The sequence below is a fragment of the Chryseobacterium sp. SIMBA_038 genome (assembly GCF_046535115.1).
Classification (GTDB): Bacteria; Bacteroidota; Bacteroidia; order Flavobacteriales; family Weeksellaceae; genus Chryseobacterium.
The window spans coordinates 736,089-760,501 of record NZ_JAWRXH010000001.1; the positions used below are offsets into that span (position 1 = coordinate 736,089).

General features: G+C 34.3%; 23 protein-coding genes. 13 read left to right on the forward strand and 10 right to left on the reverse strand.

The window, feature by feature from the left end; translation table 11 throughout:
* Nucleotides 1-133: 133 nt before the first annotated feature.
* Genes SB689_RS03390 through glgB form a run of 4 tightly spaced genes read right to left on the reverse strand, consistent with a single transcriptional unit; the run spans nt 134 to nt 5,313 of the window.
* Complete coding sequence (locus tag SB689_RS03390; RefSeq protein ID WP_410690720.1) at nt 134-1,402, reverse strand: glucose-1-phosphate adenylyltransferase; 1,269 nt, start codon at nt 1,400-1,402, stop codon at nt 134-136.
* Nucleotides 1,403-1,419: 17 nt separating this feature from the next.
* Complete coding sequence (locus SB689_RS03395) at nt 1,420-1,950, reverse strand: hypothetical protein (RefSeq protein ID WP_410690721.1); 531 nt, start codon at nt 1,948-1,950, stop codon at nt 1,420-1,422.
* Nucleotides 1,951-1,953: 3 nt separating this feature from the next.
* Entirely contained in the window at nt 1,954-3,360 is a 1,407-nt protein-coding gene (locus tag SB689_RS03400) for a glycogen synthase (protein WP_410690722.1), read from the reverse strand.
* A gap of 3 nt (nt 3,361-3,363) precedes the next feature.
* On the reverse strand, nt 3,364-5,313 hold the full coding sequence (gene glgB, locus SB689_RS03405; protein ID WP_410690723.1) for a 1,4-alpha-glucan branching protein GlgB: 1,950 nt from the start codon (nt 5,311-5,313) through the stop codon (nt 3,364-3,366).
* A gap of 212 nt (nt 5,314-5,525) precedes the next feature.
* On the opposite strand from glgB, the gene SB689_RS03410 reads away from it, so the two are divergent.
* The 10 genes from SB689_RS03410 to SB689_RS03455 all read left to right on the forward strand — a co-directional run bounded on the left by SB689_RS03410 (nt 5,526) and on the right by SB689_RS03455 (nt 15,227).
* Nucleotides 5,526-6,647, forward strand: a complete 1,122-nt coding sequence (locus SB689_RS03410) for an alpha/beta hydrolase (protein ID WP_410691283.1) — start codon at nt 5,526-5,528, stop codon at nt 6,645-6,647.
* Nucleotides 6,648-6,652: 5 nt separating this feature from the next.
* Nucleotides 6,653-8,068 carry a leucyl aminopeptidase family protein gene (locus SB689_RS03415; RefSeq protein ID WP_410690724.1) on the forward strand — a complete coding sequence of 472 codons (1,416 nt, stop codon included), beginning with the start codon at nt 6,653-6,655 and terminating at the stop codon, nt 8,066-8,068.
* A 140-nt stretch (nt 8,069-8,208) separates the two neighbouring features.
* Nucleotides 8,209-9,420: an acetyl-CoA carboxylase biotin carboxylase subunit family protein gene (locus SB689_RS03420; protein WP_410690725.1), complete on the forward strand. Its 1,212-nt coding sequence runs from the start codon at nt 8,209-8,211 to the stop codon at nt 9,418-9,420.
* Nucleotides 9,421-9,427: 7 nt separating this feature from the next.
* Nucleotides 9,428-9,706, forward strand: coding sequence for a hypothetical protein (locus tag SB689_RS03425; RefSeq protein ID WP_410690726.1), 279 nt, complete (start codon nt 9,428-9,430; stop codon nt 9,704-9,706).
* Between the two features lie 48 nt (nt 9,707-9,754).
* Nucleotides 9,755-10,468, forward strand: coding sequence for an alpha/beta hydrolase-fold protein (locus SB689_RS03430; RefSeq protein WP_410690727.1), 714 nt, complete (start codon nt 9,755-9,757; stop codon nt 10,466-10,468).
* A gap of 48 nt (nt 10,469-10,516) precedes the next feature.
* Nucleotides 10,517-11,470: a RimK family alpha-L-glutamate ligase gene (locus SB689_RS03435; protein WP_410690728.1), complete on the forward strand. Its 954-nt coding sequence runs from the start codon at nt 10,517-10,519 to the stop codon at nt 11,468-11,470.
* A 29-nt stretch (nt 11,471-11,499) separates the two neighbouring features.
* The gene (locus SB689_RS03440) at nt 11,500-12,618 is read left to right on the forward strand and encodes a carboxylate-amine ligase (RefSeq protein ID WP_123984659.1); all 1,119 of its coding nucleotides are present in this window, start codon (nt 11,500-11,502) and stop codon (nt 12,616-12,618) included.
* A 35-nt stretch (nt 12,619-12,653) separates the two neighbouring features.
* Nucleotides 12,654-13,487, forward strand: coding sequence for a type 1 glutamine amidotransferase (locus SB689_RS03445; protein WP_410690729.1), 834 nt, complete (start codon nt 12,654-12,656; stop codon nt 13,485-13,487).
* 79 nt (nt 13,488-13,566) lie between these two features.
* Entirely contained in the window at nt 13,567-14,751 is a 1,185-nt protein-coding gene (locus SB689_RS03450; protein ID WP_410690730.1) for a hypothetical protein, read from the forward strand.
* Between the two features lie 23 nt (nt 14,752-14,774).
* Nucleotides 14,775-15,227, forward strand: a complete 453-nt coding sequence (locus SB689_RS03455) for a hypothetical protein (RefSeq protein ID WP_410690731.1) — start codon at nt 14,775-14,777, stop codon at nt 15,225-15,227.
* Between the two features lie 93 nt (nt 15,228-15,320).
* Here the strand turns inward: SB689_RS03455 and cphA are convergent, their stop codons facing one another.
* Nucleotides 15,321-17,948 carry a cyanophycin synthetase gene (cphA, locus tag SB689_RS03460; RefSeq protein WP_410690733.1) on the reverse strand — a complete coding sequence of 876 codons (2,628 nt, stop codon included), beginning with the start codon at nt 17,946-17,948 and terminating at the stop codon, nt 15,321-15,323.
* A 201-nt stretch (nt 17,949-18,149) separates the two neighbouring features.
* Here cphA and SB689_RS03465 point away from each other — a divergent pair, with 201 nt between their 5' ends.
* From SB689_RS03465 to SB689_RS03475, 3 genes are all read left to right on the forward strand, one after another.
* Complete coding sequence (locus SB689_RS03465; protein WP_066759822.1) at nt 18,150-19,037, forward strand: cyanophycinase; 888 nt, start codon at nt 18,150-18,152, stop codon at nt 19,035-19,037.
* 85 nt (nt 19,038-19,122) lie between these two features.
* Nucleotides 19,123-19,965 (forward strand): isoaspartyl peptidase/L-asparaginase, encoded by an 843-nt coding sequence (locus SB689_RS03470; RefSeq protein WP_410690734.1) that lies wholly within the window; start codon nt 19,123-19,125, stop codon nt 19,963-19,965.
* Nucleotides 19,966-20,070: 105 nt separating this feature from the next.
* Nucleotides 20,071-20,307 carry a YtxH domain-containing protein gene (locus SB689_RS03475; RefSeq protein ID WP_410690735.1) on the forward strand — a complete coding sequence of 79 codons (237 nt, stop codon included), beginning with the start codon at nt 20,071-20,073 and terminating at the stop codon, nt 20,305-20,307.
* Between the two features lie 51 nt (nt 20,308-20,358).
* On the opposite strand, the gene SB689_RS03480 is transcribed toward SB689_RS03475, so the two are convergent.
* The 5 genes from SB689_RS03480 to SB689_RS03500 all read right to left on the reverse strand — a co-directional run bounded on the left by SB689_RS03480 (nt 20,359) and on the right by SB689_RS03500 (nt 24,413).
* Entirely contained in the window at nt 20,359-21,156 is a 798-nt protein-coding gene (locus tag SB689_RS03480; RefSeq protein ID WP_410690736.1) for a class I SAM-dependent methyltransferase, read from the reverse strand.
* A 182-nt stretch (nt 21,157-21,338) separates the two neighbouring features.
* Nucleotides 21,339-21,878, reverse strand: a complete 540-nt coding sequence (locus SB689_RS03485) for a hypothetical protein (protein ID WP_410690737.1) — start codon at nt 21,876-21,878, stop codon at nt 21,339-21,341.
* 191 nt (nt 21,879-22,069) lie between these two features.
* Nucleotides 22,070-23,044, reverse strand: coding sequence for a PH domain-containing protein (locus SB689_RS03490; protein WP_410690738.1), 975 nt, complete (start codon nt 23,042-23,044; stop codon nt 22,070-22,072).
* A 105-nt stretch (nt 23,045-23,149) separates the two neighbouring features.
* Nucleotides 23,150-23,689: a PH domain-containing protein gene (locus SB689_RS03495; protein ID WP_410690739.1), complete on the reverse strand. Its 540-nt coding sequence runs from the start codon at nt 23,687-23,689 to the stop codon at nt 23,150-23,152.
* Nucleotides 23,690-23,756: 67 nt separating this feature from the next.
* A complete protein-coding gene (locus tag SB689_RS03500; RefSeq protein ID WP_410690740.1) occupies nt 23,757-24,413 on the reverse strand; it encodes a GNAT family N-acetyltransferase in 657 nt (218 codons plus the stop codon).

Genomic DNA, 24,413 nt, shown 5'->3' on the forward strand with positions numbered 1-24,413 from the left:
ATTGAAGTTGATATACAACCGTTTATTTTTGTCAAATGTTTTAATGAAATCATTAAAATTTAACTTAAATAAAACTTTAGTCATATTATAGACTTCAATAACTTCATACTTTCTGCTTCAAATATCCAGCTTGTTACCCAATGTGAGTTCCCGGAGGAACAATAGCTCCTTTTTTTACCACAACAATACCGTCCTGTACGGAATGTGTTCCGAAATCACCGTCCGGTAAATGTTTTCCGCCGATAATTCTTACATTATCTCCGATGTAGCAGTTTTTATCAAGAATTGCTTTTTCGATGTAGCAATATTTTCCGATTCCCATGTTGGGACGGCCTTTCCTGTCATTGATAACAATTTCTGTTGTACTTTGATAAAAGTCTGCTCCCATAACGTAGGAATTTACGATCGTACTTCCTTTATCAATTCTAGTTCTGTTTCCAATAACTGAATTTTCAATTTTATCTGCCATGATGATGCATCCGTCTCCAAAAACAGCCTTACTTACATAAGAACCGTTGATTTTAGATGGTGGAAGCATTCTCGCTCTTGTATAAATTGGTGAAGATGAGAATAAATTAAATTGAGGAAAATCCTGGCACAGGTCAATATTGGCTTCGTAGAAAGATTCGATGGTTCCGATATCCGTCCAATATCCTTCAAACTGATAACTTAATGTCGTGTATTTTCCAATAGAATTCGGGATGATATCTTTTCCGAAATCATCTCCTGCTCCTTCTTCAAACATTTTTTTAAGGATTGTCTTCGTGAATATGTAGATTCCCATGGAAGCTAAATATTCTTTTCCTACGCCTTTATTCTTTTCAGAAACTTCAGATTTTAAACTTTCTAAAATGTCATAATCCGGTTTTTCAACGAAAGAAGTAATATTTCCTTCATCATCAGAACTTAAAATTCCGAAACCTGTGGCATCTTTAGCATTTACTGGGATTGTAGCAATAGTTACGTCCCCTCCCTTTTCAATATGGAAGTCAAGCATTTCTTTAAAATCCATCTGATACAGCTGATCTCCTGAAAGAATTAGAATATATTCATAATCATATTTTTCAAGATGCTTCATCGACTGACGCACCGCATCCGCCGTTCCCTGATACCAACTCTCATTTTCCACATTCTGCTCGGCCGCCAAAATATCAACAAAACCTTTGCTGAAAATATCAAAATGGTAAGAGTTTTTGATATGCGAATTCAATGAAGCTGAATTAAACTGTGTAAGAACCAAGATTTTATTTAATCCTGAATTTAAACAATTAGAAATAGGAATATCTACCAATCTGTATTTTCCTGCGATAGGTACAGCCGGTTTTGATCTTGTGTACGTTAATGGAAAAAGTCTCGTGCCTCTTCCGCCTCCCAAAACAATGGAAATAACATTGTGATTCATAAATTATATTGCGTTTTTTATTTTAATTGTACAATTCTATTTTTAGTATTTACACTTACTCTAAAGCATTCTTTATTCTCTGATTTCAACTTATCATTGTAAACCACCACATCATATAAATTATCATTCCGCTCTTTTACAACTTTATCCACATCATCAATTTCTATATAATGTTTTTTGAGTTCATTTCTGAAAAGTTTATTTGTGATCAAAACATCCATCACATCAATTTTCTTAACCGCAAAGCCTTCTATATCTTTATCGTATTTTATCTTCCAGCCTTTGCCATATCTTTCTTCTATTGCTGCATAGGTCTTTTTATTTTTCTCATCTACTTTTTTCTGTAGTTTAGAATCAATCATACAACCAGCAACATCAACAATTTTTATTTTCCATTTTTCGGAAATTCCTTCCATTGCTTCATGAACCCTTATATCTGAAAGACCATATCCATAAATCCAATAATATCCTCCATGATAATTTCCTTCTTCTTTTTTACAGGAAATAATAGTGGTAAATATCATTACAAGAAAGAAAGCTCTCAACATACTTTAGTTAGTATATAAAGCTATGTATTTTTCTGCAGATTTCTCCCATGCAAAGTCAAAATTCATATTTGCGTGAATAAGATTCTCCATAACGTCTTTTTCATTGTAAATACTTAACCCTCTATTCATCGCATGGACAATATCATCAACTCCAGGGTAGGCAAAATTGATCCCCGCTCCCCCTGTTGAGATGTCTTCAACTGTATCTTTTAACCCTCCGATATACCTTACGACCGGAATTGTTCCATATCTCATGGAATACATTTGGTTCAATCCGCATGGTTCCACTCTTGATGGCATCAATAAAAAGTCAGCCGAAGCATATATCTGATGCGAAAGATGTTCTTTATATCCAAGATCCAACGCGAAATTGGAATAGGTATAATCGTATTCTTTCAGTTTATTTTCAATGTATGAGTTTCCTGAGCCTAAAACCATGATATTTAAAGCACCATAACTTTGTTTAATACTTTTCCAGACAACGTCAGGAAGTAAGTCGGCACCTTTTTCTGTTGCAAATCTTCCGATAAACGCAAACAAAGGAAGTTCAGGTTTTAAACCATATTCTTTACAAAGCTTTTCTTTATTCTTCTTTTTCTGCTGGATGGCATTTTTAACATTAAAATTAAAATCCAACATCGGATCGGTTTCGGGATCCCAGACTTCTGTATCAATTCCGTTGATAATTCCGTACGCTTTTCCGAATTCTTCACGAACTAAGCTTTCAAGACCTCTGAAACTGACGAAAAGTTCTTCCAAATACCCTGCCGAAACAGTTGTAAAAGCACTCGAACATTTAATCATACTCGCTAATGGATTCATGTAGCCGTTCCAATCCATCAATCCCCATTTATAGCTGTCGAAAGCAGGCATATAATTGGCCATATTCCAACTCATCATTCCCTGATATTCGCCATTATGGATGGTTCCTATGGTTTTTACGCCTTTTAAAAATTCAAAATCTGGGCAATGTTCAATCATAAAAGGAACGAGACCTGTATGATAATCATGACAGTGTAAAACATCGGGACGAATCTTCATCGCGCTCAACCAATGCAAAACACCGTGCTGAAAAGCCAAAAACTGATAGCTTTCGTCCTCATAACCATAAGGATTATCTCTGTCTAAAAGTCCGGGAATTCTCACCATGTATAATTCGAATCCCAAAACATCACTTTTCTCTTTGAACACCTGAACCTGAAGCATATCCGGCCCCTGATGAATGAAGCCATCAAAAACTATGTCAAACTCATGCTCATAAACGAAAGGTTTATTGTACCAAGGCATAACGACCTTAGCATCAACACCTTTTATTTTATTCTGATATTTCGGTAAAGCTCCTACAACATCCGCCAAACCGCCTACTTTAGCTATCGGATAACATTCCGTGCTTAGATGATAAACAACCATTTTTTATCTTTTGTGTAATTTAATTCTGTGTAATTTATACTTTTTGTCTTTTTTCATTTTTAAAACAATCCCAGCTAACGGAGGAAGTTTTAAAATTATCGAATTAGGACGATTCATCCACGGTTCAGATTGTTCTTTAATTATTTCAGGTTTTACACCGCTTCCATTATATCTTTCATCATCTGAATTAAAAATAACCTCCCAATGTGTTCCTGCATTGATGCCTATTTTATAATCTAAAACCTTTGGAGTAAGATTCAAAACAACCATAAAGACATCATCTTTCTTTTTCCCTTTCCTTAAATAGGTAATCACCGAATTCTCAAGATCATCGGCTTCTACCCACTCAAAACCACTTTTATCAAATTGATTTTCATAAAAAGCAGTTTCGTATCTGTATATATGATTTAAATCTTTAACTAAAGTCTGCAAACCTTTATGAACAGGATATTCTAATAAATGCCAATCCAGACTTTGGGTGAAATTCCATTCGCTGGTCTGCCCGAATTCATCGCCCATAAACAAAAGCTTTGCCCCCGGATGCGTAAACATATAGACATACAACACACGAAGATTTGCAAATTTCTGCCATTCGTCGCCGACCATTTTATAGATCAAACTCGCTTTTCCATGTACAACTTCATCGTGAGATAAAGGCATCATGTAATTTTCGTTATACATGTACATCGAAGCAAAAGTAAGTTTATGATGACTGAATTTTCGGTCAGCATGATCTACTTTAAAATAATCCAATGTATCGTGCATCCAACCCATCATCCATTTCATTCCAAAACCAACTCCGCCGTCATGAACAGGCTTTGTAAGCATCGGAAAATCCGAACTTTCTTCTGCAATAGTGATAATATTATCGCCAAATTCTTTATAAACAGCGGTATTGAATTCCTGTAAAAAAGCTTTCGCCTCAAGATTTACATTTCCACCGTAAATATTTGGTTCCCATTCGCCTTCATTTCTGGAATAATCGAGATGAAGCATTGAAGTTACCGCATCCACACGCAGTCCGTCAGCATGATAACGTTCCAGCCAAAACATGGCGTTTGAAATTAAAAAAGATTTAACTTCATTTCTTCCATAGTTGAAAATATGCGATTTCCAATCGGGATGAAAGCCTTTTCTCGGATCTTCGTGTTCATATAAAAAAGAACCGTCGAATCGGTACAAACCATTGGCATCACCCGGAAAATGAGACGGAACCCAATCTAAAATAACACCAATATCATTATTATGTAATTCATTAATTAAAAACATGAGATCCTGCGGAGATCCAAAACGTGAAGTAGCCGCATAAAATCCGGTAATTTGATAGCCCCAACTCGGATCGTAAGGATATTCCATCACAGGCATGAATTCTACATGTGTAAAACGCATTTCTTTGATGTAAGGAACTAGCTTTTTGGCAATTTCCCTATAGTTTAAAAATCTTTTAGGATCATCACCTTCCCTTAACCAAGAAGCCAAATGCATCTCATAAACAGAGATCGGAGCATTTAAACTATTTTTTTTCCAGCGGTTTTTGAGCCATTCTTTATCGTCCCATTCATACCAAGTCGTGGAAACTAATGAAGCAGCCTGAATATTTTGTTCCCAGCTTAAAGCATAGGGATCACTTTTTTCTAAAATTTCTCCGCGTGGAGTTTCAATAGCATATTTATAGAGCGTCCCCCAGGTTAATCCGGCAATAAAACCTTCCCAAATTCCTGATTCGTCCCATCTTGGAAACAAAATATGGTCTTTGTCGTTCCAATTATTAAAGTTACCTATCACTGAAACTTTTTTCGCATTTGGAGCCCAAACCGAAAAATAAACCCCTTGAATCCCGTCTTTCTCTACAGAATGTGCACCAAACTTATCGTATAGCTTATAATGCTTACCTTCTTTAAAAAGATAAACATCATGTTCAGTGAAAAGCGTATACGTTTTAACAGAATTCATCAATACTTTGATTAATTTTTATATATTTCTTGAAACTACGAAAAATATCAACAAACACCGTTAATTATTGTTGAAATAATTATTATGTTAATCTTTTTCACACCCTTGTGTACCAAATATATAAATTTTTAAATCGTATTATTTATTAATTTAAAAGATTGCCATAAAAAGATTTTTTATAAATTTATCGGTTAATATTTATTACACACATGATGAAGTTTGAACTTTATACTGAAGAAAGTGACGATAGACCTATTTACATCACAGGAAATTTCAATAAATGGAATCCTAAAGATTATAGCTACCAACTTACACAACTAGATCCGCACAGGTATTTCATTGAAATTGATGATCAGATCCTACCTTCCGTTGTTGAATACAAATTCACAAAAGGCGGATGGGAAAACGTAGAACTCGACAAATACGGAAGCATTACTCCCAACCGAAAAATCGATAAGTCAGTAGGAAAAACCTCCGACATCATTGAAAAATGGAGACTGAATTGGGGACCGTTCAAAAAAGAGTTTTTCCCGATTGTGGAAATTATCTCTGAAAAATTTTACATTCCGCAACTTGAGCGTTATCGTAAAGTTTGGGCTTTACTACCCTATGATTATTATACTTCTGAGAAAAGCTACCCTGTTTTATACCTTCAGGATGCACAAAATCTATTCAATGAAGGAAGTGGATACGGAAACTGGGAAATTGATAAAAAGCTCTCAATTCTAGCAGAATACGGCCGTGGAGATATGATCGTAATCGCCATAGAACACGGAAGCGAAGAAAGAATTAAAGAATATATTTTCGATAATGATAATGTAGCCAACGGTTCTGAGGGTAAAAAATACATTCGCTTTATCGCAGATACTTTAAAACCTTACGTTGACGAAAATTACCGTACCAAAAAAGACAGAGACAATACCGGAATCGGAGGAAGTTCACTTGGTGCTTTAATAAGTATTTACAGCGGTTTTCTCTATCCTGAAGTCTATTCTAAATTATTAATTTTCTCTCCGTCACTTTGGGTTGAACCTAATAATAATTTCCCGATGATGAACTTTAGGACGCCTTTCAAAACAAAAATTTATCTGTACGGTGGCGCTCAGGAAGGCTCAAAAATGGTCAAAAGAATCTATGTTTTTGAAGAATATTTAAAAAGATGGGAGAAAAAAAATCTTTTTGATTTTGAATTCAGAACCAATATTAATCCCGAAGGAACGCACAACGAATTTTACTGGTCACAGGAATTCCCAAGAGCTATCGAATGGCTGTTCTACGACAACAGAGAAAATCCTGTAGAAGTGAAGCCTCAACAAAAAAGCATTAAAAATTAACATTTATGAAACTAATTAATAAAAAAAACAGAACATATACTCAGGTTTTCCAATTATTTACAGAAGAAGAATGGGGAAAAACGGGGAAAAATTTCAATAAAAATATTTCAGCTTTTTTCACAGGAAAGAAGAACGAAATCTTTGTAAACGCTCACGAAGAAGGCATTACTTACTTTATCGGTCTTGGAAAATCAAGTCTTCAAAATTTTGAAATCCAGCAGGTTGCCAATAAATTTTCTCAAACTCAAAAAAAGAATTTACAGGCAGTTCCCACGTTGGTTTTGGCGGATTTTCTTAATGAAAAACAATTTGAAGAATTCGCAAAAGGTCTGTTAATAGGAACTTACAACTACCCTTTCGAAAAAAGCCATCCTTTCTGGAATACAAAATTTGAAATTCATTTTGAAAATGCAAATCAGAAAAAATTAGATTCAATAAGTAAAAAAGCAGAGGCTTTGTGTAATGGACAAATTGCCTGTCAGGATTGGCTGAACAAACCTGCCAACCTTAAAAATCCTGATATTTTTAATTTATATCTTAAAAATTTAGCAAAAAAACATGAGTTAAAATACACAGTTTTCAATAGAAAAAAATGTGAGGAACTTGGTTTGGGAGCTTACCTTTCTGTGAATCAAGGGAGTGCTTATGATGCTGCTTTTACAATTTTAGAATATAAAACAACAGCAAAAAACGCTAAAACAATTGGTTTGGTAGGAAAATGTGTACTGTTTGACACAGGAGGAATTTCCCTGAAAAACCCTGATAATATGCATTATATGAAGTCTGATATGGGCGGTGCAACAGCAGTTTTAGGAACTCTAATTTATGCCGCAGAAATGGAACTTCCTGTAAATATCGTAGCAATTTTGCCGATCACAGATAATGCAATTTCTGAAAACGCCTTCTTACCAAGTGATGTAATTACAGCTTACAATGGAAAAACAATCGAAGTTCTGAACACCGATGCAGAAGGAAGAATGATCCTTGCTGACGGGCTTTCTTACATGGCCAAAAACTACAAAACCGACCTTATGATCGACCTTGCAACATTAACGGGAAGTTCGGTAAGAATGTTCGGTGATACTTGTGGAGCTATGTTTTCAAATAATGAAGAATTAAAAAATCTTTTGATAAAAACAGGCGATAAAACCAATCAAAGACTATGGAATCTGCCTTTATGGGATATCTGGAAAGACGATATTCAGTCTGATGTGGCAGATATGAAGAACATTTCTATGAAGCCAATCGGAGACTGTATTATTGCTGCTAAATTTTTGGAACAATTCATCGAAAACCACCCAAAATGGGCACATTTAGATATTGCCGGAGTCGCTTTTGGAAACGTTGGATATGCCAAAGAAAAAGCTGCAACAGGCTTTGGAGTGCAATTATTGGCCGATTTAATCGAAAATTATCACTAAAAATTAGTTTATTACAAAAATTCTCTGTATAATTGAGTAATAATTTTCAAATACATACTGATAGACGGTTTTTAGCATTAATTAATCAATAAAAAATCGCTTTCTTTTTTGAATATTCATCAAAATTAAAAAAACATTATATGGAGGAGAAAACAATAGTATGTATTTCGTGCTATTACAAGGGCTATGATTTCATGGAAGAAATGAAGAAGCTCGGTAATAAAATAATCTTGGTGACATCCGAAAATCTTAAGGAAAAAAACTGGCCGTGGGAAGCCATTGACGAGGTATTTTACATGCCCGAACTCAAGCCGTCTGTCTGGAATCTTGATCATCTTGTTCAGGGATTTTCACACTTAATGCAGACCAGAAAAGTAGACGCCGTGATCGCTTTGGACGATTATGATGTTGAAAAAGCTGCGCTCATCAGGGAAACTTTCCGTATTCCGGGAATGGGACAGACTACGCATCGCTATTTCAGAGATAAATTGGCGATGAGACAGAAGGCGAAAGATTCAGGAATCAATGTGCCCGAATTTACGGCAGTTTTTAATAATGATGAGGTTAATCGTTTCGTTGACAAAGTTCCGGGACCGTGGGTTTTGAAACCTCGTTCGGAAGCTTCCGCATCAGGAATTAAAAAAATAACAAATAGAGAACAGCTTTGGGAAGCTTTAAATGAGCTTGGAGAAGAGCGTCATTTATTTTTATTAGAAAGTTTCAAACCCGGAGATGTTTATCATGTTGACAGTTTAACATTTAATAAAGACATCGTATTTACTTCCGCTTCAAAATACCTTGCTCCGCCAATGGAGGTTTCTCATGAAGGTGGCGTTTTCAGAACAAAAACATTAGGAAGATATTCTGATGAATTTAAAGCTTTGGATGATGTGAATGCAAAAGTTTTGTCCAGTTTTGGACTAATTTATGGCGCAACTCACACAGAATTTATCCGAAGTAAAGATGATGGAAAATACTATTTCCTTGAGACTTCATCAAGAGTTGGTGGTGCTCATATTCCTGATTTAGTCGAAGCTTCAAGCAATATTAATATCTGGAGAGAATGGGCAAAAATTGAAGATGCTCTTCTGAAAGGTAAAAAATATGAAGTTTCAAAACCTACAGGATATTATTCAGGATTAATTGTTGCTTTAATTAAAGATAAAGAGCCTGATTATAATGAATTCGAGTGTGAAGAAGTCGTAAAATTTTTACCAATAGATTACCACGTTGGTATTGTTTATAAATCAAACGACGCCACCATCGTACAGGAAAGATTGGATCGTGCTGCCGAAAAAATACATGCAGAATTACTGAATATTCTTCCTCCAAAAAGCAAACCAAGCTCATAAACAATCTATGAACAAAGACATTAATATTCAAGAAGTTATTGATCTTATAAAAATAAATATTCCAGAAAAATCAAGTTTAAAAGACACGTTGGAAAATGCTAAAAACGGAAATTGGGAAAGTAAAGCATACTACAGATTTGTAGATTCAAAAAATGCTAACAAACCCGATGCAGAATGGCAGTTTAAAGAAAATATTGTTTTTGATCATCCAAAATTAGGAACAATTGTTCTTGATATTCTAAAAGATGAACGACTTGGCGGAATAGAATTTGTGAAATTCATATAATTTCAGATATTAATTAAATAAAATATTAAAACCCAAACAAGAAAAAGAATGCCGCAGATAGAACATACTGATTACTATTCAAATATATTAGGAACAAGCCTTAAAGTAGAGGTTACCGGACATTATGGTCATCCCATCATCATGTTTCCGACTTCGCAGGGGCAATATACTCAAAACCATGATTTTCACCTTAATGGAAGTATCAATTGGTTTGTTGAACAGGGAAAAGTAAAACTTTATAATATTCAGACCATCGATGGCTGGAGTTTCTATGACGAAAAAATATCTCCACAACAAAGGATTAAAAATTACGAATTATATGTACAGTTTCTGATTCAGGAATTTGTGCCTTACATCCAAAAACTTCATAATACACATCGTGTAGCGGTTGCAGGAGCGAGCTTTGGAGGATATCATGCTGCCAATTTTGCATTCAGGTTTCCTGATGTAGTTTCGCACTTATTCTGTCTTTCGGGAGCTTTCAGTATCCGCAACTTTATGGACGGATATTCGGATGAACTGGTCTATTTCAATTGCCCGAGAGAATTTGTTAAAAATGATGAAGCTTGGAAATACAAACACATGCACATTGTTTTAAGCACTTCAGATCAGGATATCTGCAAGGATAAAAACTTAGAAATGGCAGATATTTTAAGTGCAAAAGGAATCAATTTCTGGTACGACGAAAGAAAATGGATTAACCACGACTGGCCGCTTTGGCGATTGGTTTTCCCAACATTTATAGGAAGATTTTTCTCTTAAATTTTTAAATTCAAATTATTAATATAAAACATTAAAAAAACAACAATTATGGCAAAAAAAGTTGGAATTCTATTCGGGATGGAAGATACATTTCCTTGGGCATTTATAGACAAGGTAAATGAATTAGGAGGTGGAGAAATTATTGCAGAAGCAGTGAGCATTGACAAATTAGAGCAAGGCGCAGATTATGGATATGCAGTAATTATAGACAGAATTTCGCAGGACGTTCCCTTCTACAGAGCCTATCTTAAAAATGCAGCATTGAACGGAACTTACGTTATCAACAACCCTTTTTGGTGGAGTGCAGACGAGAAGTTTTTCAATAATGCATTGATGTCTAAACTGGGAATTCCTCTTCCGAAAACAGTGTTGCTTCCTTCGCATGAAAGACCTACAGATACTACAGAAACATCTTTCAGAAACCTGAAATTCCCTCACGATTGGGAGTATATTTTCGATTATGTCGGCTTCCCTGCTTACATGAAACCTCATGACGGCGGTGGCTGGAAAAGCGTTTACAGAGTAGAAAGCCCTGAAGATCTTTGGAATAAATTAGGAGAAACCGAGCAGTTGGTAATGATGGTTCAGGAAGAAATCGTCTTCGAAGATTATTACAGGGTATATTGTTTAGGCAAGAAATATGTTCATATTATGCCTTACGAGCCGAGAAATCCGCACCATTTGAGATATGCAACTACGCATCAGACGGAAGGTGAAGAATTAAAAAAATTATTAAAGGTTATTCATGATTATACGATTAAAATGAATGAAGCTTTAGGATATGATTTCAATACGGTAGAATTTGCCATCAGAGACGGAATTCCTTACGCAATCGACTTCTGTAACCCGGCGCCGGATGCAGACAGAAATTCTGTAGGTGAAGAAAACTTCGCATGGATTGTAGAACACTCTGCTAAATTAGCCATTGAAAAAGCAAAAGAATACGTTTCAGGGAAACCAAATATCTCTTGGGGAACTTTCGTGAAAGACTCAGTTAAATAAAACTAATATCAAAAAAACACCGAAAAAGAATGCATCAATTTACGATTGGTATCGAAGAAGAATACCAAATTATAGATGTTGAGAGCCGTGATTTGGTTTCTCATGTTTCGAAAATTATTGAAGGCGGAAAAGCTGTTTTAAGTGAAAACTTAAAGCACGAAATGCATGAATCCATGATTGAAATGGAAACGGGTATCTGCCAGAACATTCAGGAAGCACAGGCTGAGCTTACAAATTTAAGAAGACACCTTATTAATACCGCTCACGAACAGGGACTTCGCGTTTCAGGAGGCGGAACACACCCTTTTTCAAACTGGGAGCACAACACCATCACAGATGGCGAACGTTACAACAAAATTGTAGACGATATGGGAGATGTTGCCCGCGGAAATCTTATTTTCGGACTGCACGTTCATATCGGAATTCCAAATCGTGAAGAAGGCGTAAGAATTCAAAATGTAATGCGTTATTTCTTGCCTCACGTTTATGCATTGTCTGTTAATTCACCTTTTTGGATAGGGAGAAATACAGGATTCAGGTCTTACAGACAGGAGATTTTCGTTAAATTTCCAAGAACAGGAATTCCGAGTTATTTCAATTCTCTGGCAGAATTTGACAGCTATGTTGATCTTTTGGTTAAAACAGGAACCATTGATAATGCCAAGAAAATCTGGTGGGATCTACGTGTTCACCCGTTCTATCCAACGATTGAATTCAGAATCTGCGATATGCCTTTAAGAATTGAAGAAACGGTTTGTTTGGCTGCTATTATGCAAAGTTTAGTGGCTAAAATTTACAAATTGCATCAGCAGAATTTAAGTTTCAGAAGTTATAGAAGATTATTATTAAATGAAAATAAATGGAGAGCTTCCAGAGACGGAATACATTCACATTTAATTGATTTTGGTAAAGAAGAATCTGTACCTTATCCTGATTTATTAAAAGAATTGCTTGAATTCATTGATGATGTGGTGGACGAATTAGGATGCAGAAAAGAAGTTGAATATGCATGGACAATTCTTGAAAACGGAACAGGTGCCGACAGACAGCTTAAAGTCTATGAAGAAACAGGCGATCTTACGAAAGTTGTGGATTATATGATCTCAGAAACAGAGTATGGCATAACACATGGGCAAACCGTTTCATAATATTTTTGATAACTTTGTAAAAAATATGAAGTAGTATGAAGGATATTAGAATCGCTTTGCTGGACATGAATAACAATCAGGTAAATCAAGGCTTTAAAAATATACGAGAGATTTCGGAAGCATTCAAAAAAAATTCTGAAGAAAATGTTATCATCAAAACTTTTGATGTAAGACATAAAAATGAAATGCCAAATATCGAAGATTTTGATATTTTCATTTCATCAGGAGGCCCCGGAGATCCGCACAGAGAAGGTCTTGAATGGGAAGATAAATTTGCAGAATTTTTAGATACCGTTTATAATCATAATAAATATAATGATGATAAAAAGTATATGTTCCTGATTTGTCATTCATTCCAATTGGCGAGTATTCATTGGGAATTGGGTAATATCTGTAAAAGAAAATCCTATTCTTTCGGAGTAATGCCGATTCATAAAACTGATGAAGGTGAGCAGGAATTTTTATTTAAAAATCTTCCGGATCCGTTCTATGCAGTAGATTCTAGAGCATTTCAATTTATTGAGCCTAATCATGAACGTTTTGAGGAATTGGGAATGAAAATCGTTGCGATTGAGAAATTCCGTCCGCATATTAATCTTGAAAGAGCTATTATGGCTGTTCGTTTTTCAGAAGAGATCTTCGGAACTCAATTCCATCCAGAAGCTAATCCTGAAGGTATGGTTGAAAATCTGAAAGATGAAAAGAATAAAGAAGCCATGATCGAGAATTACGGAATGGAAAAATATCTTGAAACTGTGGACAGAATGGATGATGAAGACAAAATCGTTCTTACGCAGGCTCAAATTCTTCCAAGATTTTTGCAATTTGCAAAAAAAAACGTTTTGAAGGGAATTGAAGCAATGGCTTAGAGTATACATTAAAATTAAATTATCAATACAGAAATCGAGCAACATTGCTCGATTTTTTAAAATCACAAAGAAAAAGAATATGGTCTCAAAATACAGAAAACAATTTAATCAGGAATTTTCTCAGGAAAAATATGAGCAGTTTAAAGAAATTCTAAAACAAAAAAGTGGTGTTGAGACTTCTTTCAGAATTTCCGAAAGTCCAATGTTTCTTTCGAATAAATTTAAAGACAAGCTTATTGATGCAAGTGAAAGTATTATTGATCAAATCAAAGCTTTATCGCCAGAAACGTTACAAAAAGCGATTCCTGAAAACTGTAAAGTTCCGAATGATACCAATCAACCTCATTTTTTTACCATAGATTTTGGAATCTGTAAAAGTGAAAACGGTGAAATAGAACCTCAATTAATAGAGCTTCAAGCGTTTCCATCATTGTATGCTTTTCAAAAGATTTTTGAAGATACATTTTGTGAAGTTTATCCTTTTTTAAATGATATCAAAAACAAAATGCCTCATGAAGAATTTAGAAATTATGTAAAAGATCTAATTGTAGGCAACGAAAATCCTGAAAACGTAATTCTTCTTGAAATTTTCCCTGAAAAACAAAAAACATTAATCGATTTTATTCTGACCGAGAAATTATTAGGAATAAAAACCGTTTGTTTAACCAAAGTAAAAAAAGAAGGAAGAAAACTATTCTATGAAAATGATGGGAAATTAACTGAGATCAAAAGAATCTATAACCGTGTAATTTTCGACGAATTAGACAGAATTCCTGATCTTAAAACCGAATTTGATTTCCGTGAAGATGTAGATGTAACTTGGGTTACGCATCCGAACTGGTTTTTCAAAATTTCAAAGTTTCTTCTTCCAATGCTAAAACATCAATTTGTTCCGAAAAGTTATTTCTTACACGAGTTTCCGGAAAGTGAAAGTCTTGAAAATTTTGTTTTAAAACCTTTATTTTCATTTGCAGGAAGTGGAGTTAATTTAGATCCGACAAAAGAAATCACAGACGCCATCGAGGATAAAGAAAATTATATTTTACAGAGAAAAGTAACTTATGCTCCTCTTTTTGAAGATATCAACGGAGAATTTTCAAAAGCAGAAATCAGATTATTGTATATTTGGCGAGAAAATGACGAACGCCCTATCCTATTGGAAAATCTTGGAAGAATGACAAAAGCCGCCATGGTGAATGTTGATTTTAACAAGAAAGATGCAATTTGGATTGGCAGTTCTAATGCATTTTTTGTGGAAGAATAATATTTTATAAAAACTAATATACAATGGAAGAACAATCAGCTTTTGAAGAGTTTGATGTAAAAAGTAATTTTGTACGAAGAAGAAGTTTATTACCAGTCTGGATTAAAATTTTCATTTGGTTATTCTTTTTTACAGGAGTAGTGGGTGCATTCATCCTCGCTTTTGGATTTTTTATGAAAAATACAGAGTTGTCACTTTACGGATTAGAAACTACTGAGCCTTATAGTTTAACAGGTATTCTTATAAGCTTTTTATTTGTTTTTAAAGGAATTGCCTCTTACGGACTTTGGTTTGAAGAAGACTGGGGCATTAAAGTTGCAAAAATTGATGCTATTTTAGGATTCATTATTTGCGGAATTGTAATGATCGTTTTACCTTTTTTTACAAAACATTTTATGCTCAGATTTGAACTTGCTGTTCTGATTCCATACTTTTTAAAATTACAGAAAATAGAAAAAAACTGGACAAGAATATAATAAAAAACCTCCAAAATTTTGGAGGTTTTTTATTTTGAAAAGTATTAAGTTCAGGGTTTCGGCTTCTTCGAAGCCGAAACCCTGAACTTCCAATTAAATTTTATCATCCTCAAGCAATTCTCTCGCCTGATATTCCTGAACAAGATCGATCGCGTTAGAAATCACATCACTTAAAGCAGTTATAAAAGCTCCTTCTTCAGCCATTCCCATTGCATGTTTTAAGGCATCAATTTCTTTAGGAATAATTTCATAGCTTACATCTCTTTGAGCTTCATTAATACCATCGATGATTAATGCATTAATGTCCTCTTCTTTTCTTCCACGAAGATGTTTTTCGTTTCTGATGATGATGTAATCGAACATTCTTCCCGCGATTTTTCCGCACAGTCTGATATCTTCATCTCTTCTGTCTCCAACTCCGGAAATAATTCCAATTTTCTTGGTAGATTCTACATTTTTAAGATAATCTTCAATCGCTTCATATCCGGATGGATTGTGAGCAAAATCAATTAAAACTTTGAAATTTTTAAATTTGAAAACATTCAGTCTTCCAGGAGTAAGTTGTGCACTCGGAATAAAAGTTCTTAAAGAATTTGAAATATCCTCTATTCCTAATCCTTGAAGATAACACGCCAAACTCGCCGCTAAAACATTCTCGATCATGAATTTAGCTTTTCCTTCCATCGTAATTGGGAAATCTTTTGCTTTTCCGATTCTGATTTTCCAGTCACCTTTTTTGATCGTCACAAAACCTTCTTCATAAACGCAGGTAATTTTCCCTTCTTTCGCGAATTTCTTCATGTGAGGATTATTTTCATCCATACTGAAAATTGCCACATTGCTGTGTAGATCATTCACAATTCTCATAGAATACTCATCATCCGCATTCATCACGCTCCAACCATTTTTCTTTACGCTGTCAAGAACAACTCTTTTTACCTTTGTTAAATCTTTCAGGTTGTGAATATCATTTAAACCTAAATGATCTTCTTTAATATTGGTTAAAACCCCAATATCACATTGAGAAAAACCAAGTCCTGAGCGAAGAATTCCACCTCTGGCAGTTTCCAAAACGGCAAATTCTACGGTTGGATCTTTCAGAATAAATTCAGCTGAAAGAGGTCCTGTAGTATCACCTTTCGTCAACATCGTATTCTGAATATAAATACCGTCTGACGTTGTGAAACCTACTCTAAACCCGTTATTTTTAATGATATGAGAAATTAATCTTGTCGTAGTTGTTTTACCATTCGTTCCCGTCACCGCGATGATCGGAATCGTAAATGGTTTTCCTGCCGGATATAGCATGTCTACAACCGGAGCAGCAACGTTTCTAGGAAGACCTTCGCTTGGAGCAAGGTGCATTCTGAAACCTGGAGCAGCATTTACTTCAATGATGGCTCCACCACTTTCTTTTAAGGGTTGCGTTAAGTTTTCGGCCATAATATCAATTCCGCAGACATCCAGACCGATGATCTTGGAAATTCTTTCTGCCATGGTGATATTTTCCGGGTGAACCATGTCTGTAACATCAATAGAAGTCCCTCCAGTAGAAAGGTTAGCCGTTGATTTTAAATACACAACTTCTCCTTTTTGAGGAATCGTTTCAAGTGTATAATGAAGTTTTTCAAGAAGTTCTGTCGTGTCTTTGTCAACTGCAATTTCAGTTAATACATTTTCGTGACCATATCCTCTTCTTGGGTCTTTATTTTCTTTTTCGATTAATTGCTCAAGATTTAATTCTCCGTCTCCAACAACGTGAGCCGGAACTCTTCTTGCAGCAGCAACCATTTTATTATTAATTACTAAAACTCTGAAATCATAACCTGTAATATATTTTTCAACAATTACTTTTTTTGAATATTTCTGAGCATGTTCTAAACCAATTTTTGCAGCTTCCCAATCATTTACATTGATTGATGAACCTTTTCCGTGATTTCCGTCCAAAGGTTTTAAAACAATCGGATAATTGATTTTTCTGATAACGCTTTCCAACCCTTCTTCATCCATGATCAAATCACCAATCGGAACAGGAATCGCAGCATCATGAAGCATTCTTTTCGTTAATTCTTTATTACATGCAATATCTACCGCAATTGAGCTTGTTTTACCCGTTATCGTAGCCTGAAATCTCTGTTGATTAACTCCGTAACCAAGCTGTACCAAAGAATTTGTCCCCAATCTAATCCAAGGAATTCTTCTGGAAACCGCTTCTTCAACGATACTTCCCGTTGACGGACCTAAACGAACACGTTCTCTAATCTCTTTTAGCCTATGAATACAAGCATTCAGGTCATATTCTCTGCCTTCAATTAAAGCTTCTGCAATTTCTACGGCTTGTTCGGCAGCGTAAATTCCTGCATTTTCTTCAATATAATCGAAAACTACATTGTAAACACCCGGAGTTTTTGTTTCACGTGTTCTTCCGAATCCGGTATCCATTCCTGATAAAGTCTGAATCTCAAGAGCAATATGTTCAATAACGTGCCCCATCCATGTTCCGGTTTCCACTCTATGGAAAAAACCTCCAACAACGCCCTCAGAACATCTGTGCGTAATTAAAGACGGCATTAATTTTTCGATTCTTTCTCTGAAACCATCGATTTTATTGGTAGGGAAATTTTCCAGTTCTTCAAGATCCAACCGCATCTGTATCAGCTTTTTTCTTCTTATACTCCAAATATTAGGACCACGTAAAGCCTGTATCTTCTCAATTTTCATAGACATTTTGCATTTTTCTTATTAATGATAACATATTCCAGAATCAAAGATAATGTAAAACCATAAACAAAACTATACCACACTTGTAGATTTCTCAAAATAAAATTGAAAATTATTAATAATTCTAAAATACTCAGGATCAATTAAAATGTGGTATAGATTTCGCTAAATGTTAATAATTTTTTAAATTTGCACACTATGATGAAACCCGTTGGAAAATTAATCGTTATCGGAGGGGCTGTAAATAAAGGCAGCTTTGCTGAAACCGACTTCGATCAGAATATCGAAAAAAACCTCAATTTCTTTGAAAGAGGTATTCTAAGAAAGATAATTAATGAGTCTAAGCTTAAAGAAAATTCCGTAATAGAAATTATTACGACTGCTTCTCAGATCCCCCAAATTGTTGGTACGGAATATAAGAAAGCATTTGAATTTTTAGGCGCCAAAAATGTAAACATCCTTGATATCCACAATCGTGAGGAAGCCAATTCTGATGCGATGGTAGCAAGGGCTAATGCAGCAGATGTTGTGATGTTCACAGGTGGAGATCAGTTGAGACTGACCTCAATTCTTGGCGGAACCAGATTTCATGATACCATTCTATTAAAATATCAGGAGCAGGATTTTATTTACTCCGGAACTTCTGCAGGAGCAGCTGCTGCCTCTGAAAATATGATTTATCAGGGAAGCAGTTCTGAAGCGTTGCTGAAAGGTGAAATAAAAACCACGCAAGGTTTAGGTTTAATTGATAATGTAATCATCGACACTCACTTCGTACAAAGAGGAAGAATTGGGCGTTTGTTTCAGGCTGTTGTCAATAATCCGAGAACGTTGGGAATTGGTTTAGGTGAAGATACAGGACTTTTTATACATAATGATACAATGACTGCCGTAGGTTCAGGACTTGTAATTATTGTTGACGGAAGGTTTATTAAAGACACCAATCTTACCAACATCAATCTTGGAGAACCAATTTCTATTGATAATTTAACTGTACATGTAATGTCGATGAATGATCATTATGACCTGACGACAAAAACATTGACGATTGAAAATTCTCAATTTAATCCGATTCCACAAGATAAATAATAAATGATCAATGATTTTGGTTGATAAATAAATTAACTTCGTCAAGAATATCAATTATCATTTATCAACTATCAATTATATTTTTATGAAATTAATCATCCACGGCGGTTTCTTTTCCGAAAGCGACCAGAGCCATGAAGTAAAAACAGCGAAACAAGAATCGTTAAAAAATATTGCTCAAAAGGCTTTTGAATATTTACAGTCAAATTCTGCTTTTGATACGGTAGCTTATGCCGTTTCTCTTTTGGAGGATGATGAATTATACAATGCCGGAATCGGTTCTCAAATACAAAGTGACGGAGTCATTCGTATGAGTGCTGCAATCATGGACGGTGAGACACAAAAATTAAGTGGTGTCATCAATATTCAGGATGTAAAGAACCCGATTTTCGTTGCGAAAGACTTAATGAAGGAAGATGACAGAGTTTTGGGAGGAAGCGGTGCAAAAAATTACGCCACAGAACATGGTTTTGAAAATTTTTCAACTGAAATTCCTCAACGTAGAAAAGAATATGAAGCCAAATTAGCAAATGGAGGAAAAGGAACTGTTGGCTGTGTAGCAATTGATAAAGAAGGGAAATTAGCCGTTGCCACCTCAACCGGAGGAAAAGGTTTTGAAATCCCTGGAAGAATTTCTGATTCTGCAACTGTTGCCGGAAATTATGCCAATTCGTTCTGTGCTGTAAGTTGTACAGGTGTTGGAGAGGACATTGTAAGCAATGCTACTTCTACAAAAATTGTAACAAGGGTTACAGACGGAATGAGTCTTGAAAATGCTTTTAATAAAACTTTTGAAGAATTAAAAACAATCGACGGTTTCGCAGGTGCGATTGCCATTGATAAACAGGGAAATATCTATCATCAGGATTCTTATCCAACCATGGTATTTGCAAGTTTTGACGGTGAAAATTTTGAAGTTTTTAATTAAATTTTAACATAAATTTATAATTGAATTCATTTTTTTGGCACGTATTTTACATACTTATTAATAACAAATTTTAGTATTAATAATAACATTAAAAAAATAGAAATCATGGGAAACAAAACAAATGGAATACTTGCTTTATTAGGATTAGGTGCTTTAGCTTATTGGAAATATAAAAAATCTACTCCAGAAGAGCAACAAGCGGTAAAAGATAAGATCAACAGTGCAAAAGACAACCTTAATAAATGGGGAAATGATCTTAAAACCAAAGCTAATGACGTAGCTTCTCAGGCTCAGGCAAAATTAGATGAAGCTAAAACAAAAGCTGAAGATTCTTTAAGTTAAGACTAGTTTTTTTTAACATTCATATATAAGGAAAGTCATCGTAGAATATTTTTACGATGACTTTTTTTGTGCGCTCAAGGCATACACCATTGGTATTTTGTTTCCGAATTTTTCGATTCGCAATTTTCCTTTCTCAAATTCGTCAATATGTTTAAAGCAAGGATATGGTGACCAATCAAACTCTTGAAAATTTTCAATCGTTAATTCATTCTTAATTAAATTCTGAAAGACTTCAGACAACGAATGATTCCACATCACATAATCCTGAACAATGTCTGCCGAAAAATCTGCGTAAGTTCCTTCATAAGTTTCTACGATTGGTTTTTCATTAAAATAATTGTAAGTAATTCCATTAAAATCATCATCAAACATCCAAACTACAGGATGAAATTCCGCCATTACAAATTTTCCGTTAGGTTTTAGAAAGTGGTTAATAACTTTCGCCCATTTATTCAAATCAGGAAGCCAGCCAATAGTTCCATAGCTTGTAAAAACAATATCAAATTTTTCATTTAAAACATTCGGAAGATCATAAACATCTGAACAAATAAATTTTGTGTCTGTTTCGCACTGTTTCGCGAGATTATTAGCAGCTTCTATTGCTTTGTCGGACAAATCTACTCCGATAACTTCTGCACCTAACCTTGATAATGAAATGGAATCCTGCCCAAAATGACATTGCAAATGCAAAATACTTTTTCCTTTTACATCTCCTAAAAGATCAAGCTCAATAGAATTAAGTGAATTTCTCCCTTTTAAAAATTCATCTACAAAATAGAAATCTGACTTTAAGTGTGGTTCTACTTTAGCATTCCAGGATTTTTTATTTATTTCGAGATAATTTTCCATGATTTTAATTTTAGATTAAAAAAATTAAGAATACCCACTTATAGCAGTAATATTTTTAACGCAAAGATCGCAAAGATTTATTGACTACTAAATGTTTTAAAGTTCGCAAAGGCGTTCTACTCAGCTAAGTTCACAAGCTCCTTTCAATTATATCAAATTAATTATAAAACACTCAAAATGTTTTATTGACCTTGAATAATATAATTCTTCGTAATTAATTTTCTTTCAGGCTGAGTACTATCATCCGGCTGAAACCAAACCTCAACTCTACTTCCGTAATAGTCTCCCCACTCGCCTTCTTCAACAGTAATTGGATCGCTTAATCCAAATTCTTTTAATTCTTCTGTTGGATTATAAACTTCTATTTGAGAGTCTTTTTTAATCTCTTTTTCTGAAAGAATTCTGTTTGTGACAAGATCAAACATTTTTAAATAGACTTTTCCTTTCTCAATTTTATTAAGAAAAACCTGGTATTTATAATTGCCCGGCATTGAGTAATCATACAAAAGGATATCCTGTTTATCAACTTTAAACAAAGATTTTTCTTCATTAAGAGATAACTTTAAAGGCATTTCGGTTTTTACATTATTTGGATTTTTTGCATCACCTTTATATTCCTTGTATGGACTTGTAGGAAGAAAAACTGTAAAGAAAAGCATGGCTGCAAATGTAACAATAAGAGTAAAGAAACATTGTTTAATTCCCTCTTTAAATTCTTTCATGAACATTTTTGCAATCCCCAAAATAAAGCAGAAAAAGTATCCAATAAATGGTAAACAAAAAAATAAACCCCATATTAAGGCTCTCGTTGGTAAAATAATAAGGCAAAGCCAGCAAAATACCGTAAAAATGGTGAAAATCAATGGCGCAGAATACCATTTTCCGTTGATTAATCTAATAATGAATGCCTTTATCATAACCTTTCTAATAATTTCTTTTTCTGTTCTGCAAATTCAGCTTCTGTCAATACTCCCATTTCTCTCAGTTTCCCCAACTTTTCCAATTGTTCAAAAATAGCTTCTGCAGGTGCTTTTTTTACATTTTCAGGTGCTTTTTCAGGGGTTTGTTCAGGCTTTGAAATAACTTGTTTAAATATATCAAACGGTGAAGATTGATTATTAGAGCTAAATGAATGATCATTTATAGAAATATGAAAACTTTCCTGTTTAAATGATTGCTGTTGAACAGCTCCTGAACGGCCGATATAGTCTTTTATTCCATCGTAAAAAGCTTTGGCTGCACTTTTATTATATAATTTAAATTCTGCAGTTGAACCTTGTGTGTATATCTTCATCGAAGAAGTAAGAATACCTGAATCATATTCTACAGAAGAGATCTTATCATGCATAAATTCATTTTCTACAACACCTCCAAAGAATTTTTTATCGATAAACACGATTCTTTTTTGTGTAGAGAAAACAATACCTTCACGGTTATTACCTAAATATTTTCCTTCTGCAATGGCGATAATTTTTTCGCCATTATCCAAAATATTCACCAATTCTTTCACTTCGCTATCTACAAAAATGCTGAGTTTAGCATTAAGTGCAACGATCTGATCTTTAATATCATCAAGCCTTGTCGGTTGATCGTAATCTTGAAAACTGTTCGGATCAAAAAAAGTATTGACAGGCGTTTCCATTTTTGGAGTTTCAAGGACTGGTGTAGCGATATTTTCTTCAAAATAATCAACTTTTCCACCAAGAATAATTCCCCTTACTTCCGCAAGATTAAAACTTCCTATTGAATTTACTAGGTCTTTATTAATATTTGTCGCTTTATTGAAGCATTTATTGCATAAAATACTGCCGTCCGACAGTTTATTTTCGCCCAAAAGCGTATCCATAGACGTTAAGGGTGTTCCGCACAATGCGCAAATAATATCCATCTGGTTTTTGGTTTAATAGTTTTAAATTATATCAAACGGAAAGTAAACTCCATAAGAATAATCCAAATTACGAATTTGTGTTTAATTTTTATCTGAATGAAAGATTTATTTAAGTTTTTCAAGAAGTTTCTGCTTCTGCTCTGCAAATTCTTCTTCCGTTAAAACTCCACTTTCTTTTAATCTTCCTAACTGTTCCAGTTGGTCTAAAACTGTAGATTCACTTTTTGGTTGAAAAGCTTCTTTCGGACGAGCCATAAAATTTCTTACTTTTTCGCAAAAAAGCTCTGCATAATACTTTCCTACTCCATCGATCTCAAGAATATTTTCCGAAATATGAATATCGATTGAAGCCAACATAAACTCTTTTTCATACTGAATTGAACTTACTTTATCGTAAGAAAAATCTTCAACTTTTAATCCGTACATGAATTCTTTATCAACAAAAATCAATCTTCTGTCGGTAGCCACCAAAATAATGTGGTGTTTGGTCGTTTTGTTTCTGCCTTCAACGAGATAAACTATTTTTTCGTCTCTCGAAAGAATTTCCGGTAGCTCACGGATTTCTTTTCTGGCAAAAATTGTAGGATTGATATCTAATTTTTCTAATTCTTCTTTTATTTCGTCAAGTCTTGATTTTTCGCTCATTGGTTTTGTTTTAAAATAATTTTAGGAATCTAAATTACTATTTTCCTCAAATATAATTGAATTCAACTTAAATTTTTGATTTTTCAGCTGGAATAACAATCGAAGTATACAGACTGTAAAGCTCCCAGCCTAATGATTCGTACAGATATTTCCCTTGTTCTGTTGCAACCAAAAAGTTATTGGAAACACCTTTCGATAAAGCTATTTTTTCAAGCTCTTTCATTAAAAAAGTGGCGAGACCTTTTCTTTTATGATTAATTTCAGTTGAAATCCGATCATAAACAGCCAAATCATCAACAATAACAACCCTGCCTATTGAAGCCAGTTCATTATTTTTAGTGACAATTTTAACGACAAAAGTTGAATTATATGCTTCAAATTCTAACTTATAATCATCATGTAAAATAGTATTAGAAAAATTCATCGGGCTTACACATGACATCATATAACCTTGCGGCTGAACTTTCCATTTTTCAGGAATTTTATCTTTAAAATCATCAAAAGAAGCACAAACTTTTAGAAAAATCCAAGGCTCATTAATTGAATTTGCTAATTGAAAAAAATCGTCATTAAGTTCTGAAAAAACGTAACGGGCTTTTTGTTTTTCATCATTAACATTTATTTTAAAGCCTGATTTATATTGAAACGGCAAAGGCAGGTCTCTTGATAAAGACCAGCCTTTTAACCATTTTTCTATGATGTCTTTTGAGACTTTTTTTTGCAT